The sequence below is a fragment of the Frigoribacterium sp. CG_9.8 genome, assembly GCF_015751965.1.
Classification (GTDB): domain Bacteria; phylum Actinomycetota; class Actinomycetes; order Actinomycetales; family Microbacteriaceae; genus Lacisediminihabitans.
This window is the reverse complement of record NZ_JADOVH010000002.1, coordinates 466539-481711: the sequence shown is the minus strand read 5'-3', so window position 1 is coordinate 481711 and position 15173 is coordinate 466539. Positions and strand designations below refer to the sequence as shown.

Sequence of the window (15173 nt, the reverse complement as noted above, 5' to 3'; positions counted from 1 at the left end):
CGGGTACATCGGCGGGCTGCGGGACAGCTGCGGAATTTCTGTCGTGGTGCCCGGTTGTCCTGAATAAGTGTCCGTGGAGACGGCCCGGAGCTGTGGGCTGTTTCCATCCTGCCGAAATCAACGGAAAGAAGCGTGCTCCAATGCATTCAACGACTCCCGATCTCACCACCCCCAATCCCGCCGCCTTTGATATCACCGGCCATGATCTCACCGCCCATGATCTCAGCGCCCTGGATCTCAGCGCCCTGGATCTCACCGCCCGCCACGGGATCATCACGGGCGCAGGACAGGGCATTGGCCGTGCACTCGCGCTTGAATTCGGTCGGCGCGGGGGTCACTTGCTGCTCGTCGGGCGACAGCAGAACACTCTCGCGGAAACAGCCGGGCTTGTGACCGCTGCCGGCGGAACATCCGAAATTCTGGTCGAAGACCTCACTCAGCCCGGTGCGGCCGAGCGGATTCTGCAGGCGGTCGCATCCTGGGACACGGTTGATCTGCTGGTAAACAACGCCGGCAATGTTCGCGCGGGGCGGCTCGAATTGGCCAGCGATGCGGATGTCCACTCCATGATCACTCTGAACCTCACTGCCCCGATTCTGCTGACCAAAGCCATGCTTCCCGCTCTTCGTCAGAGCGGAACTGGCCGAGGGAGCATCCTTCTGAACATTGCCAGCGGGATTGCCCTCGTCGGTATGCCGTTCTACTCCGTCTATGCGGCCACGAAGTCAGGCCTTGCCCGCTTCGGCGAATCTCTTCGCCGTGAGTTGATTGGCACCGGCGTGCATGTCGCGACGGTCTACCCCGGTGCCACCGAGACGGCGATGATGAGCTCGCAGAATGCCGGTGCCGATCTCGGGTGGGAACGTCGATCGCTGGACGACGTCATCACCGACCTGATGGCTGCTCTGCACGCTGGAGAGCACGAGATCAATACCGCACCGAGCGATCGCCGGGCGATGCAGCAGCTCAACATCACCGATCCCATGGAAGTGGATGCTGCCCTCGCACCCGGGCTCGTGGCCCTCGAGTTGGCCGTTCGCGACCACCGCAGTATCTGAGCGACAGGTGCCACCCGGCTGATCGCAGAAACCAGATTCCGTACTGGTCAGCTGTGCCCCGTCGGTACGATCACCCCGATCGAGTTTGAGACAATGAAGGTGGCGCTTACAGCCGCGTGACACCACCAACCCACCGAGTCAACTGCGCTGCGGGCGGGTACAACTCAGGAGGCATCATTCTCAAGCCATCTCGATCACGCGGCGCGGCCATGCCTTCGGATCTCGCTATTTCCCGTGCTGCGACCCGTCGTCCGCTGACCGAGGTGGCAGCCGACATGGGCATCGGTGCACACCTGCTTGAACCCTACGGAAACGCGGCAACGAAGATCTCCCTCGACGCGATCGATGAGCTGCGAGACCGTCCCCGGGCCAAGTATGTCGTCGTCAGCGCCATCACGCCCACACCACTCGGGTCAGGCAAGACGACCACAGCGATCGGGCTCGGCCAAGGCTTTCGGCAGATCGACAAGCTCGGGATCGTCGCCATCCGCCAGCCGTCGATGGGGCCGGTGTTCGGTATCAAGGGTGGAGCCGCTGGTGGTGGCTACGCCCAGGTGGTGCCGATGGAGGCACTCAACCTGCACCTGACCGGCGACATGCACGCCGTGACCGCGGCCCACAACCTACTGTCGGCGATGATCGGCAACCATATCCACAAGGGAAACCGTCTCGGGTTGGATCCGCATGAGATCACCTGGCGGCGCGTCCTCGACGTCAACGACCGCGAACTGCGCAACATCATCACCGGGCTCGGCACTCCTGATGATGGCAATCCGCTGCAGACCGGATTCGACATCTCCGCAGCCAGCGAGGTGATGGCGCTGTTGTCGCTGTGCACATCACTGCGTGATCTCCGTGAGCGGATGGGAAGAATCGTCGTCGGCTACAACGGCGATGGCGATCCGGTGACGGCTGAGATGCTCAAGGCGGCGGGTGCCATGACGGTGATGCTGAAGGATGCCATCAAGCCGAACCTGATGCAGACCGTCGAGCAGACGCCAGTTCTCGTGCACGCGGGTCCGTTCGGCAATATCGCCACCGGTAACTCCTCCGTCGTCGCCGACCTGATCGGCATCCATGCGGGTGACTACCTCATCACCGAGGCTGGCTTCGGAGCAGATATCGGCGCGGAAAAGTTCTTCAACATCAAGTGCCGCGCGTCCGGGCTGACACCGGATGCTGCCGTCATTGTCGCGACGGTGCGTGACCTGAAAACCCACTCGAGCAAGTACCGGGTCGTCGCCGGTCGACCGCTGCCCGCGGAGATGCTGGCCGAGAATCCCGATGACATCTTCGCCGGGGCGGCGAACCTCCGCCAGCAGATCGCCAACATCCGCAAGCACGGAGTCACACCGGTCATTGCCGTGAATGCGTTTCCCACCGACCACGACAGTGAGCACCGGGCGATCATGGACATCGCAGCGGAGGAGGGTGTGCGGGTGGCCATCAGTCACCACTTCACCGAGGGCGGCAGCGGTGCGGCCGAATTGGCCGAGGCGGTAGCCGAGGCGTGCGCTGAACCGTCGAGCTACCACCGGCTCTATCCCGACGAGCTTCCCCTGGTCGACAAGATCGATCTGATCGCGCGCGAAATGTACGGCGCCGACGGGGTGGACATCTCACCGCTGGCCGCGCGGCAACTCGACAGGTACGAGCAGGCGGGATTTGGCAATCTGCCGGTATGCATCGCCAAGACACACCTGTCCCTGTCGGCCGATCCCCGCATCAAGGGAGCACCCACCGGGTGGCGACTGCCGGTGCGTGAGGTACGTGCGTCAATCGGGGCTGGATTCATCTACCCCATCTGCGGCGACATGCGCACCATGCCCGGTCTCTCGTCTGCACCAGCGGCCGAGCACATCGATATCGACGAGAACGGCGAGATCGTCGGGTTGTCCTGACGGGCAGATTCCATCTGGCAGATTCCGACTGACGGATGCTGTTAGGTGACTGTGCTGTTTCCGGCCCCCTGACGCGGCTCGGTGAAAATCAGTTCTTGAGCACGGCGCGCGAGCGCAACTCTCCACTGGTGAGCTTCAGCAGAACCTCGGCTGCATCGGCCATCGGGAAGCGGTCGACCACGGTGCGGATCTTCCCGTCCGCGGCGAGACGCAGTACCTCGTTCATCTGCGCGCGGTTGCCGAGGATCGTACCGATCACGGTCTGGCTCTTATTGAAGGGGAACCCCTCGAATGTCAGGGGAACACCAGTGACAAGAGTGCCGCCCCACTTGAGTGCCCGGAGTGCGCCGGCGTTCACTGCGTCGGAGGGCGCGAAGGTGAGCACCGCGTCGAGTGAGTCTTCCAGGTATTCACCCGGATCGACCTTCGTCGAGTCCACCGCCTCCGCTGCGCCAAGTTCTTTCGCTACCTCGAGGTGACCAGCGCTGCGACCCACGGCGATGACGTCGGCTCCGGTGAGTACCGCAAACTGCAGGGCCATATGACCAACGCCGCCGATGCCGAACACTCCGACACGCTTTCCGGGCCCGAGGTCGAGCTTTGAGACGGCGCTGAACGCGGTGATTCCCGGGCAGAACAGCGGAGCAGCATCAACCAGGTCGATGGACTCCGGCACGTGATAGCTGTGCGCCGCATACGAGAGCATGAACTCCGCGTAGGCGCCGTTCACGTGCTCACCCGTGATCTTGCGCTCATGGCAGAGCTCCTCGCGGCCGGAGAGGCAGAACTCGCACTCCTCGCAGGTCCACCAGAGCGGCTGCACGCCAACCCGGTCACCGACTTGGAATGTCGTCACACCCGCACCAAGCGCGGCTACGGTGCCAGTCGCCTCGTGCCCGGGGATGATCGGGCTGATGGCAGGCACTCCCCCATCGACCCAATCCCCCTCGATCATGTGCAGATTGGAGCGGCACACCCCGCACGCTGCTACTTTGATCAGCAGCTGCCCTGGGCCGGGCTCGGGGGTGGCGATCTCGCGCCAGGTAAGTGGATGTTCAGACAGCGGGGCAGGAGCATCTAGCTCAATGGCGTACACACTTCTCAATTTATCAGGGTCGCCAGCCCGAGGGAGACTTCGGCCCGTCTTCTTGCCGCGAGCGCCGTGCGGACCGGTTTGCGGAGTATCCGCACGGGGTAATGCCCGGCGATATGTTCGTGCAGAGATACTGTGCGCAGCTCATAATTCTGCAGTGTCCCAGCAGGCGGAATCGACGGACCGCGGCTGCCTCCTAGTGCGTCGATTCAGCCGACAGCTGTTTCCAGTTGGGCCGGACCAGCCATGCCACGTATGCACTAGCCGCAAAGACAGCACCGAGCGCGATTGGAATCCAGGTCTGGATCGAGGCGTCCGAACCCAGGCTGGCTGGCAGTACCCATATGAGAGATGCAGCAGAGGCGACCGAAATAGTGAAGAAGACTAGAAATCTCGCAACAGATCGTTTAGTCATGCCAACACCCTAATTGAAGCAGCCCATTAGGGCCGCAATCGAGGTGTCAGCCAAGATCAGATCAGTCGGGCAGAAGAGTGAAAAACACTCCGGTCGGGCATACGGAGCATTCGTCTGTTCGCTGGTAGGTCCGGATAAACATGCAGATGCCCGCCAAGGTCGAGTTCAGGCATAGTCGGTTCAGGATCTGTCTGCCACGCGTCATAGGTGCTAGCTAGATTGCTGCGGGATGAACTGCCGCAGGTACGCGCGAAGCGCCGGGTCGCATACGTACACGTAGGTGCCCAGGATGCCGCGGGTGAGCAGCACCGCATAGATATTGCTGATGAATCGCAGGAGATCATCGTCCGTGTACTTCTTCCCCAAGACGTCATTGTTCTCCTTGCCCTTCGTATCGAAGTACGAATCCCGATCGACGATCAACGTGCCGTTGACAGAGTCGTAGCGAAGATCCAGGCCGATGATCACACCCGCGTAGTTGAGGTCGTAGCCCTGAACGGTATGGATGGAGCCGACTTCGTCGATGGCTTTTGGCGAGGCAATCCAGTCGACCTGCTTGCTGTTCCAGCGAAGCTGCACGCCGTCCAGTGAAATGTCGAATGCCGTCTTGTCGTTCTTCGTTTTCCACACCCATGCATACCCGGCGAGCAGGCGACAGAGCCCGACCTCGGCATCCTTGCGCCGGATTTCCTCACGCATCTCAGCAAGGTTGTCGAAGAGTCGAAACCCGTAGCCGTCGAACCCCTCAGGAGCCACCGGTGCACCCGAACCGAGGATGCGCCTGATGTAGGACACGTAGTCTGACCCGGCCTGAACCCGCATCTGGGAGAGCAGCGGATAGTTGCGATTCACGGCCTTCGCCTCCCGCACGAGTTCACTCAGCATCTCGGGAGGCAGGTCGGCTGGCCGAACGCTCTGGGCCGCATCGAGCAGGAAGATCTGGTGCGTGCTCTTCGCCTGGATCCAGTCGAGCTGGGTCTTCGTCTTGTCGTCGTGTCCGAAGAGCTTCTCGGTGATTTCTCTGAATTTCTTGTTCTGCACCCCTGAAGGTTGATTCGCGCGCTGGTTGAGACGGTGCGCTTCGTCGACGATGAGCAGGTCGAAGTGCTGATCCGAGAAGCCGACGTCGAAGGCGGTCATCACCATCGACGGATGCAATCCCGGGGTCTTCTTGAACACCTTCTTGATCGATTCGCGCAACGACTGCTGCGGCACGACAAGGCCGATCCGAATGTCCTTGAGAAGGTCTTGGTAGCCCTCGACGAAGAAATCGGAGAAGAGCGTGTCGCTATCGAGGTCTTCAGCGGGAGCGGTGAACGCGATGTCCACGAGCAACTTGAGCATGTAGATGGCGACGACGGTCTTGCCGGTCCCCGGCTCACCCTGGATGACGGTCGTGCTCTTCGCGCCCGACTCGAGGTCCTCGAAGAGGCCCTCGAGGATGTCCTCGACCGCGATCGCCTGGTCCGGTGTCAAGGCTTTGAAAGGTGAGAGTTTGAAGAGGTCGCTGTTCTCGATCTCGGGAATGGTTCGGGTGAAGACCCCGTCCCGCTTCAGCTGATCGAACACCTCGAGAAAGGACTCGCGGTACTGCTCGCGATCGTAGTAGTCGGCCTCGGTGATCCCGTCGTTCCTGTTCAGCACCCGGTACGAGCCATCGCCCGCCAGCATCCGGATCAGGTACGACTCCAGGTCGAGACAGACCGACTTGTTGAACGTCTCGTCGACGATCACCCGGATGGTACGCAGGTGCTTCTTTTCCGGTGAGTCGAAGTGCTGCCGCATCCGTGCCGCGGCATTGCGGGACTCCCCCACATAGACGTCGTTGAGACCGCCCCCAATAGCAGCCCGGCCATCGCCCTTGACGTCGTCCAAGACGTAGACAACGGGCCAGTTGGTGTTGCGGTGATCGAGGGACGCCCATGTCTTGACGGCATCCGGGGTGAAGTCGAGCCGCCCGATGTTAAAGGGCGTCATATTTGGCGCTGCGCCCCCGCGCCTTGTCCACCGGATACTTCGCTCGAGTGGCGGCCAGCTTGTCGAGGATGATCTGCTCCGGATCCGCACCAATGCGCTCCGCGAGCAGCAAGCAGTACGTGAGCACGTCGGCCAGTTCCTCGCGCACTCTGGCCTCGTCGGCATCTGCGTTCCACTGGAAGCACTCGAGCAACTCGCCCGCTTCAATCACGATGCTCTTCGCCAGGTTCTCGGGGCTGTGGAACTGCGCCCAGTCCCGCTCGGCAACGAATGCCGCGATCTCATCGCGAACTGACTTGTCGACCATCCCGCCAACCTAGCAGGCAGGAATTTCTCATCTACATTTTGCCGAGTTTTCGGCCACTACCGCGGTTACCGATCCCGCATTCGACCATTTTCTCACCTCAATGGAGTTTGGAGAGCTTGGACCGTTCATCCCCTACGGTGGACCGACAAGTACGCGATTCAGCTTGCATCTGAGACAACTGAATCCGGGACGGTTCATAGGCTGCGAAACCTGAGCGCGTCATCGTCGAAGGATCGATGGCGGCGATCTTCGCGACGACCATCGTGGTGTGAAGAAGTGCTGTGAAGCACGACTCCATCAGGCGATGGCTCCCATGGAATCGGTTGGGTCTATTCCACCCGAGCACGCGTCAAAAATGAAGTTGTTAGGGTTTAAGCAGCAAATTTGCGCAGCAAATTCGTACTTGCTGGTCAACGAACCGAGCACCCTTCAGAATCTGACGACATCGAGGAGATGCGCGGGATGAACACAATGGACAGCTCTACAGCCGGGACACGTCTCGACCAGGTGAGCGTTCGCGGAGCCCGCGAGCACAACCTGCGTTCCGTAGACGTCGACATTCCGCGGGATGCCCTCGTAGCATTCACCGGCGTCTCAGGATCAGGAAAGAGTTCGCTCGCCTTCGGCACCATCTATGCCGAAGCACAGCGCCGATTCTTCGAATCCGTCGCTCCCTACGCACGGCGCCTCATCGACCAGGTGGGTGTACCCGACATCGATTCGATTGAGGGCCTCCCACCCGCGGTCGCCCTTCCACAGCGCAGAACTGGTGGCTCTGCACGCTCGACTGTTGGGAGCGCGACGACGGTGGCGAACGTCGTCCGCATGCTCTATTCCCGCGTCGGGACATATCCGCTCGACGCCCCAATGTTGCTCGCCGAAGACTTCTCCGCAAACACTGTCCAGGGCGCGTGCCCCGCATGCCATGGCATCGGTCGAATATACGACGTGCCCGAGCAACTCATGGTCCCCGACGACTCCCTGTCGATTCGCGACCGGGCGATTGCGGCCTGGCCGACCGCCTGGCACGGTAAACAGCTTCAGGACAGTCTGATATCTCTCGGATACGACATCGACGTGCCCTGGCGGGAACTTCCCAGCGACCAGCGGGACTGGGCCTTGTATACGCAGGAATCACCGCAGGTGCCCGTGTTCACAGACCGCTCCCCCAGCCAGGTGCGCGAGGCCGTGGCATCCGGGGCGGAACCGCGCTATATGAGCACGTTCATCGGGGTCAAACGCTATGTTCTGGAAACATTTGCGAACTCGAAGAGTGCCAGAATGCGCCAGAAAGTTGCTGAGTACATGATCAGCGTCCGGTGCCCCGTCTGCGGCGGGAAGCGGCTCAAGCCGGACGCCCTCGCCGTCACGTTCGAAGGCGCCGACATCACCGAGATCTCGAGGATGCCGCTGGACGACGTGGCTCGCTTGATGGAACGCGTGCTCCTCCCTGAGTGGAGGTCGACCGGGCAGTCCGAGGACGACTATCTCCCTCCGGAGAAGCGTCTCGCCGCACAACGGCTAGCATCCGAGCTGCTGGGACGGCTGTCACCGATCATCGACCTCGGCCTGGGCTACCTGACGCTCGACCGCACGACTTCCGCCCTGTCGTCCGGAGAATTCCAGCGTATACGCTTGGCAACTCAGGTGCTCTCACGCCTCTTCGGTGTGGTGTTCGTCCTGGACGAGCCTTCCGCCGGGCTCCATCCCGCCGATACCGAAGCGTTGCTTCGCATTCTCAGAAACCTCAGGGACTCTGGCAACACCGTCTTCTACGTCGAACACTCTATCGACGTCATCCGGGAGGCTGACTGGATCGTCGACATCGGTCCCGGCGCCGGCGCTTCCGGCGGGACCGTTGTCTATTCGGGAAGGATCGACGGTCTTCGCGAAGTGGAGGAGTCCGTGACCCGTCGCTACCTCTTCGGTGGCTCCAACTCGGCTTCCGATCAACCCCGTGAGCGCCGGGTCGGCGACGGCCGGCTCACACTCCATAACGTCACGCGGAACAACCTGTCAGATGTCACCGTGGCCTTTCCCCTGGGAGCCTTCACCGCCATCACCGGCGTGTCCGGTTCGGGTAAGTCGACTCTTATCAATCACGGCATTCCGGACCTGCTCCGCGCGGACCTCGCCAGTGTCACGAGTGAAGCCGAGGCGGATCTGGAAACCACCTCGGAGGATCCGCTCGACTCGGCCTCGCCTGTGACGACGGCCGGCCGCGCATCAGGCCCAGCCGATCGCGTTCGTCGGATCGTGCACGTGACCCAGAAACCCATCGGACGAACGCCCCGGTCAAATGTGGCGACGTATACGGGCGTCTTCGATCGCATCCGCAGCTGTTTTGCCGCGACCCCCGAAGCGCGGCGACGCCGCTACGGAGCCAGCAGGTTCTCCTTCAATCTCCCCAGCGGTAGATGCCCGATCTGCAAAGGTGAAGGCGTGATCGAGGTCGAGCTTCTGTTCCTGCCGACGGTGCATGCCCCGTGCACCGCGTGCGGGGGGACGCGATACAACGCCGAGACGCTGGAGGTCCGGCTGGATGGCAAGACCGTGGCCGAAGTACTCGCGATGAGTGTCAGCACGGCGCGGGAGTTCTTCGACGCGGAGAGCGACATCGTCCAGCACCTCGACGCGCTCCTGGACGTCGGACTTGGCTATATCTCGCTCGGCCAGTCGGCTACAGAGTTGTCGGGTGGAGAGGCGCAGCGCGTCAAGCTGGCGGCAGAGCTACGCCGCGCCCAACTGGGCGACACCCTTTATCTCCTCGACGAGCCGACCTCGGGCTTGCACCCGGCCGATTCCGATCGTCTCATCGGGCACCTCCAACGCCTCGTCGACGGGGGAAACACCGTGATCGTCGTTGAGCACGACATGCGCGTCGTGGCCGAAGCCGATTGGGTCATAGACCTCGGACCCGGAGCAGGAGACGCCGGCGGACAGGTGGTGGCCACGGGGACACCGGAGGAAGTCTCCGTCAATGGAGCGAGCCGAACAGCACCGTTCCTTAGAGCCGCGCTGGTCAGCCGGGGTCAATACTGAGTCGGGGCTGGAATGCAGTAAGCGGCTACTCCGGGTTTGCGAACCGTGAGCAACCCCCGTTTGGTGTCGGGTCGGGTGTGTGACAGCGTCTTTGCTTCTGCCTCAGAGCCGGCACACAGTCCTCGAATGACTGCGGATCCGACGCAGTCCATAACGCTGACAGGCGCACCGCGCTACACCTCGGCAGCCGCGTCGCAAAGCTCGGATAATTCGCCATCTAAGCTGGGCCTTCTGCCCACGAAAGGGAACTGAATGAGCATGGAAGGCGCGGCCTGGAGCTCGCTGTACAAGATCTCTAGTGCCAAAGACGGCAAGCACGGCATCTCGCGTGAGTCCGTGCGGCGGATCATGACGTTCGCGGTGCCCTACCGGTCCAAGCTGCTGATCTTCATCGCCCTCTCCATCGTCGGAGCTTTCCTCGCGGTCGCGACGCCGGTACTCGCCGGCCAGGTGGTCGACGTCATCGTCGCCCAGGGCGAGGTCACCACGATCGTGTGGCTCGCCATCGCCATCGCCGTCGTGGCCGTCGCCGATGCCGCCGTGTCACTCGTAACGCGCTGGTACTCGGCGCGGATCGGCGAAGGCGTGATTTTGGACCTCCGCACCTCCGTCTTCAACCACGTGCAGAAGATGCCGATCGCGTTCTTCACCCGCACGCGGACGGGCGCCCTCGTGAGCCGACTCAACAACGATGTGATCGGCGCCCAGCAGGCCTTCAGCGGCACGCTGTCCGGCGTGGTCACGAACCTCGTGGCGCTGACCCTCACCCTGATAGTCATGCTCAACACATCCTGGCTTGTGACGGTTCTCGCCGTGATCATGCTCCCCATTTTTCTGATACCCGCGCGCCGCATGGGCGGCCGCCTCGCCGCGCTGCGTCGCGAGGCCGCCGATCACAATTCCGCCATGAGCAGCCAGATGACCGAGCGCTTCTCCGCGCCCGGTGCCACCCTCGTCAAGCTGTTCGGCCGTCCCGACGAGGAGGCCGAGGAGTTCCGCGTCCGCGCCGCCCGTGTTCGAGACATCGGGGTCCGGACCGCGATGCTGCAGTTCGTCTTCTTCACCGCACTGATGCTCGTCTCCGCTCTCGCCCTCGCACTCGTGTATGGGCTCGGCGGCTTCCTCGCACTCGCCGGCCAGCTGAATACCGGTGAGGTGGTCACCCTGGCGCTCCTCCTCACCCGCCTCTACGCGCCGCTCACCAGCCTCGCAAACGCACGGGTGGAGATCATGAGCGCGGTGGTCAGCTTCGAGCGCGTCTTCGAGGTGCTGGACCTCGAACCGCTCATCAAGGAGAAGCCCGACGCCGTCGCCGTGCCCGAAGGCCCAGTGGCCGTCGAGTTCGACAACGTGCGCTTCGCCTACCCGTCGGCGGACAAAGTCTCCCTCGCCTCTCTTGAGGAGGTTTCCACGCTGGACACCCGCGGCGGCGAGGAGGTGCTGCATGGAGTGTCCTTCAGGATCGAGCCGGGGCAGACCGTTGCCCTCGTTGGTACGTCCGGTGCCGGCAAGTCCACAATTGCGCAACTACTCGCACGCCTGTATGACGTCGACAGCGGTGCCGTGCGCCTCGCGGGGACGGATGTTCGCGATGTCACATTCGTCTCCATGCGGCACAGCCTGGGCATGGTCACGCAGGACGGCCACCTGTTCCACGAGACCATCCTCTCAAATCTGCGCCTCGCGAGGCCGGAGGCGTCCGACGACGAGGTGTGGGACGCCGTGCGCCGTGCGCGGCTCGAGCCGCTCATCCGGTCCCTGCCGGACCAGCTGGACACCATGGTGGGAGAGCGTGGCTACCGGTTGTCCGGGGGTGAGCGCCAGCGGATGACTATCGCGAGGCTCCTCCTCGCCCAGCCGCGCGTCGTCATCCTCGACGAGGCGACGGCGGCGCTGGACTCGACGTCTGAGGCCGCCGTGCAGGCGGCGCTCAGCGAGGCGCTCAAGGGACGGACGGCGATGGTGATCGCACACCGCCTCTCCACCATCCGCAGCGCGGACCTGATCCTCGTCGTTGAGGACGGCTCGATCGTGGAGCGCGGTACGCACGAGGAGCTGCTGGCTGTGGGTGGGCGGTACGAGGAATTGCACCGGACCCAGTTCGCCGTGCAGAAGAATGTCGCGACCGACGAGGAAGCGCTGAGCCGACCCAGTCACTGAGCTCGGCGCCCCTGCCCCGAGCGTCTCGGAAAGTCGTCTCATCAGGTGTCATGTCTCATCGCTCTACATTGGGTTTTTCGAAGCGGAACAGGAAAGAGGGATCGGGTTGTCGTTGTGGCTGCCCAGCACTCGGCGACAGCCCCACCGTCACCTGCCCGCTCCGATAGCTCTCGAAGAAGGCCGCGAACCAGGAACGTCCCGCCGTCGAACAGGGCGACCTCCCCGAATTTCTTGACCGCATCTGCAAGCAGCATTCCGTCTCTTTCACCAAGGAAGACACCCTGCGGCAGAAGCAAGCGTTCCCGTTCATGAGCCCGGAATGGGATGAGTTCCACGACCACGCCCGCCAGTCCATCGAGTCCCTGCACAGCGGCTTCAAAGACGACGGCAAGGAGCTTGTCGCCTCCTCCGGACGTCGACGGGTTCGAGGCTTCGCCGCTGGCCAGATCCTCATCACCATCATGCTCATCAACTTCAACTTGCGCACCATCGCAAAGTTCCTCCGCGACGAAGTGGAAGCCGAAGCCGAACCGGACCGCGTTCGCGCAGACGCTATCGTGAGGCGCCGGGACCGCGTCTGGGACAACCTCTACACGAAGACCACCGCACGCGATTCGATCCTCGACATCGCGGCCCGCGGCGAGCTGGAATCCCCGCTGCGAACCTAAAAAACACGGGCTTTCTGACACCGCCGCACGGCACCCACCACCGCAGACCGGACAATCCAACGCGCCCACAAACGGGCGCGTTTGCCAGTTAACTAGAAAAAGCACCGATCAGTACTTACTGGGCCTGGTTCAGACCGACAACAGAGCCGGAAAAGACGAAACGCTCCCGAGAATCCTCGGGAGCGTTTCACTTTCAGGCAGTTCTTAGAACAGTTCTTAGAACAGCCCTTCCGTCGGGCTGACAGGATTTGAACCTGCGACCCCCTGACCCCCAGTCAGGTGCGCTACCAAGCTGCGCTACAGCCCGCGACGTTGATTTTCAGTTGTTCGAGCCGACCGAAGAGTGGTAAACCACTTAACCCCCAGTCAGGTGCGCTACCAAGCTGCGCTACAGCCCGCGACCGGCCGCCATCATCGTGAAGTTCTCCCGACGATTTCGACCTTCGACAGCTTATCGCGAACGCGTGGCCGGCGAAGACACCGCCCGGACGCTCTAGGCGCGGAACATCTCGAGTACGGTCTGGGCGCCATTCGGAACCGTTAGTACCTCGACGGTGTCTCCGGACTGGACCTTCCCGGTGCGGATGACTCGGAGATAGGCACCGAGTCGGCCCTCGAGCGCGAACCGCTTGACCCAGCCCCGCTCATCCGATCCCCCGACCCAGCGAGCGAAGGTTGCGCAGGGCGTCCTCGGCATCGTCACCTCGACCTCCACCGTGTCGCCGATGCGCCAGCGTTCCCCAACCCGGGCATTGCTGACATCGATCCCCGATACGCGCAGGTTCTCGCCGAACCAGCCTGGATCGAGATCACGGCCGAGCTTGGACGCCCAGAAGTCAGCATCCTCTTGCGCGTAGGCATACAGCGCCTTGTCTTTTCCGCCGTGATTCTTGCGATCCGTCTGCACGTCGGCGAAAAGGCCCAGTTTGCGAACCTGCACCGGCCCGTCGACAGCCCGTTTGTCGATCGCCGTGATGCCGACCAACCCGGCATCCGCACGGAGGGCATTGACGACGCACGGAGCAAGAAGGATAGCCATCGCATCAGTGTAGTTACCGGCCGGATTCAGCAAACGACTGACGCGCAGATCAACAGATCAGGCGTGCGCGGGAAACAAGATCCTCGGGATGCTGTGTCCACGCCGTGGCGTGCGGTAAATATCGACGGCAGAGGGCGGGATGAACCAGGGCACTCCGTCTTTCGTCGTGATCTCCCATCCGTTGTCGTGCACCGCGTGATGATCGGACGAGCAGAGCGGGATCGCGTTGGCAATATCGGTGCGCCCGCCGTCACGCTGGTACCACCGGATGTGGTGCACCTCGGTCCACTCCGGTGGTCGCCCGCAGGCCGCACAGGTGGGGTGGATCTCGAGAATGGCGAGCTTCTGCTTCGGCGTGAACAGTCGCTGTTCCCGCCCGAGATCGAGGATCTCACTCGGGCCGCCCATCACGATCGGGATGATCCCCGCCTCCGCGGCCATCCGGCGAGCAGTGCCGGCAGAGATCGGCTGCTCAACGCCATCGACGGTGGCCTCACCGAGGCCGGTGAGCAGGCTGTCAAGCGTCATCCGCACGACGAGGGTCCTCTTCGGCATCGGGGATACGGTTGTGGAGCAATTGCTCACATGCGCGAATAGCTCGAGCATGCCATCTGACGCCATCTGCTTGCGAGTGCGGATGTCACGCAGCGCATTCAGATCCGTCTCTCCGTCCGACTGGAAGTCGAAGAGGCTCTGGCTCTTCTTTCCCGTGTGATGAAGGGTGTTGATGTAGGTGTCGACGAAGCCGCGCACGGTTGCCGCGCTCAGTGGATCGAGATCCCAGGTGAGTCGGGACATACCGCTGGCCAACTCGACGAAGGAGAGTGCTCGACGCGAGACCAGATCCTCTTCGCGCGAGGCGATGCCATCGGAATCGAGCCTGTCTCGGCAGCAGATCGCAAACCGACGCACGAGGTCGGCCGGCTGAGAACGGGCGAATTCTGCCATTGCTGCTTCAGCAACGACGAGGTCATCATCATGCGCGCGCGGACTGGCCTGATCCGGGTTCGAGATGATGACGGCCGCGGCATCCATCGGAATATCGCCGGTCGCGAGGGCGTCTGCCAGATACGGGTACCGGGGCTCCAGCGCTTGGCCGGTGATGCTCACCCGTGCAGCGGTGGCTGAACCGACCGTCACGTAGCGAGCCGCGTCTACCCGGGTTATGCGCCCGATGGTCACCACCAGTGCCGCAGCACCGGATGCTCGCATTCGTGATGCGAGAGAGTTCGAACCGAGACTGGACCGGGATCGTTCGGCTATTTCTGCGCTGAGGCGGGCGATATCCGCGTCGTCACACCGGCGTCTTTCGCACCGGTCGGCGAGGGTGCGCATCAGCTCACTGTCGGTGAGTCTCGCTGCGCTCACGTCGGTCACGCTCGGGGTTGCCATGCCATAACTATCGCAGTGACCACTGACATTGTCGGAGCTAAACAGGGTGCTGACCAGGACTTCCTGTGGATAATGGTCAAGCTGATCTTCCACAGGAAGAGAGGTCAACCTACGCGTAACA

The 15173-nt window shown here is 62.6% G+C and carries 10 protein-coding genes and 1 tRNA gene; 5 read left to right on the top strand and 6 right to left on the bottom strand.

The features are described from left to right. Positions 1-140 precede the first annotated feature (140 nt). Both IWX88_RS07085 and IWX88_RS07080 read left to right on the top strand, forming a co-directional pair. Positions 141-1058 (top strand): SDR family oxidoreductase, encoded by a 918-nt coding sequence (locus IWX88_RS07085; RefSeq protein ID WP_196828636.1) that lies wholly within the window; start codon positions 141-143, stop codon positions 1056-1058. Positions 1059-1267: 209 nt separating this feature from the next. Further along, complete coding sequence (locus IWX88_RS07080) at positions 1268-2959, top strand: formate--tetrahydrofolate ligase (protein ID WP_196828634.1); 1692 nt, start codon at positions 1268-1270, stop codon at positions 2957-2959. 88 nt (positions 2960-3047) lie between these two features. Here IWX88_RS07080 and IWX88_RS07075 read toward each other — a convergent pair whose 3' ends face one another. The 3 genes from IWX88_RS07075 to IWX88_RS07065 form a co-directional block, all read right to left on the bottom strand. After that, entirely contained in the window at positions 3048-4055 is a 1008-nt protein-coding gene (locus tag IWX88_RS07075) for an alcohol dehydrogenase catalytic domain-containing protein (RefSeq protein WP_196828632.1), read from the bottom strand. A 622-nt stretch (positions 4056-4677) separates the two neighbouring features. Beyond that, positions 4678-6444, bottom strand: coding sequence for a DUF2075 domain-containing protein (locus tag IWX88_RS07070; RefSeq protein ID WP_196828630.1), 1767 nt, complete (start codon positions 6442-6444; stop codon positions 4678-4680). Then, positions 6431-6751 (bottom strand): nucleotide pyrophosphohydrolase, encoded by a 321-nt coding sequence (locus tag IWX88_RS07065; protein WP_196828628.1) that lies wholly within the window; start codon positions 6749-6751, stop codon positions 6431-6433. The genes IWX88_RS07070 and IWX88_RS07065 overlap by 14 nt, the downstream gene beginning before the upstream one ends. Positions 6752-7204: 453 nt before the next feature. Between IWX88_RS07065 and IWX88_RS07060 the strand changes: the two genes are divergently transcribed. From IWX88_RS07060 to IWX88_RS07050, 3 genes are all read left to right on the top strand, one after another. Next, positions 7205-9793 (top strand): excinuclease ABC subunit A, encoded by a 2589-nt coding sequence (locus IWX88_RS07060; protein ID WP_370568245.1) that lies wholly within the window; start codon positions 7205-7207, stop codon positions 9791-9793. Between the two features lie 252 nt (positions 9794-10045). After that, complete coding sequence (locus IWX88_RS07055) at positions 10046-11953, top strand: ABC transporter ATP-binding protein (protein WP_196828624.1); 1908 nt, start codon at positions 10046-10048, stop codon at positions 11951-11953. Positions 11954-12261: 308 nt separating this feature from the next. Beyond that, a complete protein-coding gene (locus IWX88_RS07050; protein ID WP_196828622.1) occupies positions 12262-12621 on the top strand; it encodes a hypothetical protein in 360 nt (119 codons plus the stop codon). A gap of 233 nt (positions 12622-12854) precedes the next feature. Here IWX88_RS07050 and IWX88_RS07045 read toward each other — a convergent pair. The 3 genes from IWX88_RS07045 to IWX88_RS07035 form a co-directional block, all read right to left on the bottom strand. Beyond that, positions 12855-12928, bottom strand: a tRNA-Pro gene (locus IWX88_RS07045). A 186-nt stretch (positions 12929-13114) separates the two neighbouring features. Beyond that, positions 13115-13660, bottom strand: a complete 546-nt coding sequence (locus IWX88_RS07040; RefSeq protein WP_196828620.1) for an MOSC domain-containing protein — start codon at positions 13658-13660, stop codon at positions 13115-13117. 57 nt (positions 13661-13717) lie between these two features. Then, a complete protein-coding gene (locus IWX88_RS07035) occupies positions 13718-15052 on the bottom strand; it encodes an HNH endonuclease signature motif containing protein (protein WP_196828618.1) in 1335 nt (444 codons plus the stop codon). Between the last annotated feature and the right edge of the window lie 121 nt (positions 15053-15173).

Bases quoted from the DNA above. Each gene is read 5' to 3' on its own strand.
- IWX88_RS07085 (WP_196828636.1), top strand. From the start codon at position 141: ATGCATTCAACGACTCCCGATCTCACCACCCCCAATCCCGCCGCCTTT.
- IWX88_RS07080 (WP_196828634.1), top strand. From the start codon at position 1,268: ATGCCTTCGGATCTCGCTATTTCCCGTGCTGCGACCCGTCGTCCGCTG.
- IWX88_RS07070 (WP_196828630.1), bottom strand. From the start codon at position 6,444: ATGACGCCCTTTAACATCGGGCGGCTCGACTTCACCCCGGATGCCGTC.
- IWX88_RS07065 (WP_196828628.1), bottom strand. From the start codon at position 6,751: ATGGTCGACAAGTCAGTTCGCGATGAGATCGCGGCATTCGTTGCCGAG.
- IWX88_RS07060 (WP_370568245.1), top strand. From the start codon at position 7,205: ATGCGCGGGATGAACACAATGGACAGCTCTACAGCCGGGACACGTCTC.
- IWX88_RS07055 (WP_196828624.1), top strand. From the start codon at position 10,046: ATGAGCATGGAAGGCGCGGCCTGGAGCTCGCTGTACAAGATCTCTAGT.
- IWX88_RS07050 (WP_196828622.1), top strand. From the start codon at position 12,262: ATGAGCCCGGAATGGGATGAGTTCCACGACCACGCCCGCCAGTCCATC.
- IWX88_RS07040 (WP_196828620.1), bottom strand. From the start codon at position 13,660: ATGGCTATCCTTCTTGCTCCGTGCGTCGTCAATGCCCTCCGTGCGGAT.
- IWX88_RS07035 (WP_196828618.1), bottom strand. From the start codon at position 15,052: ATGGCAACCCCGAGCGTGACCGACGTGAGCGCAGCGAGACTCACCGAC.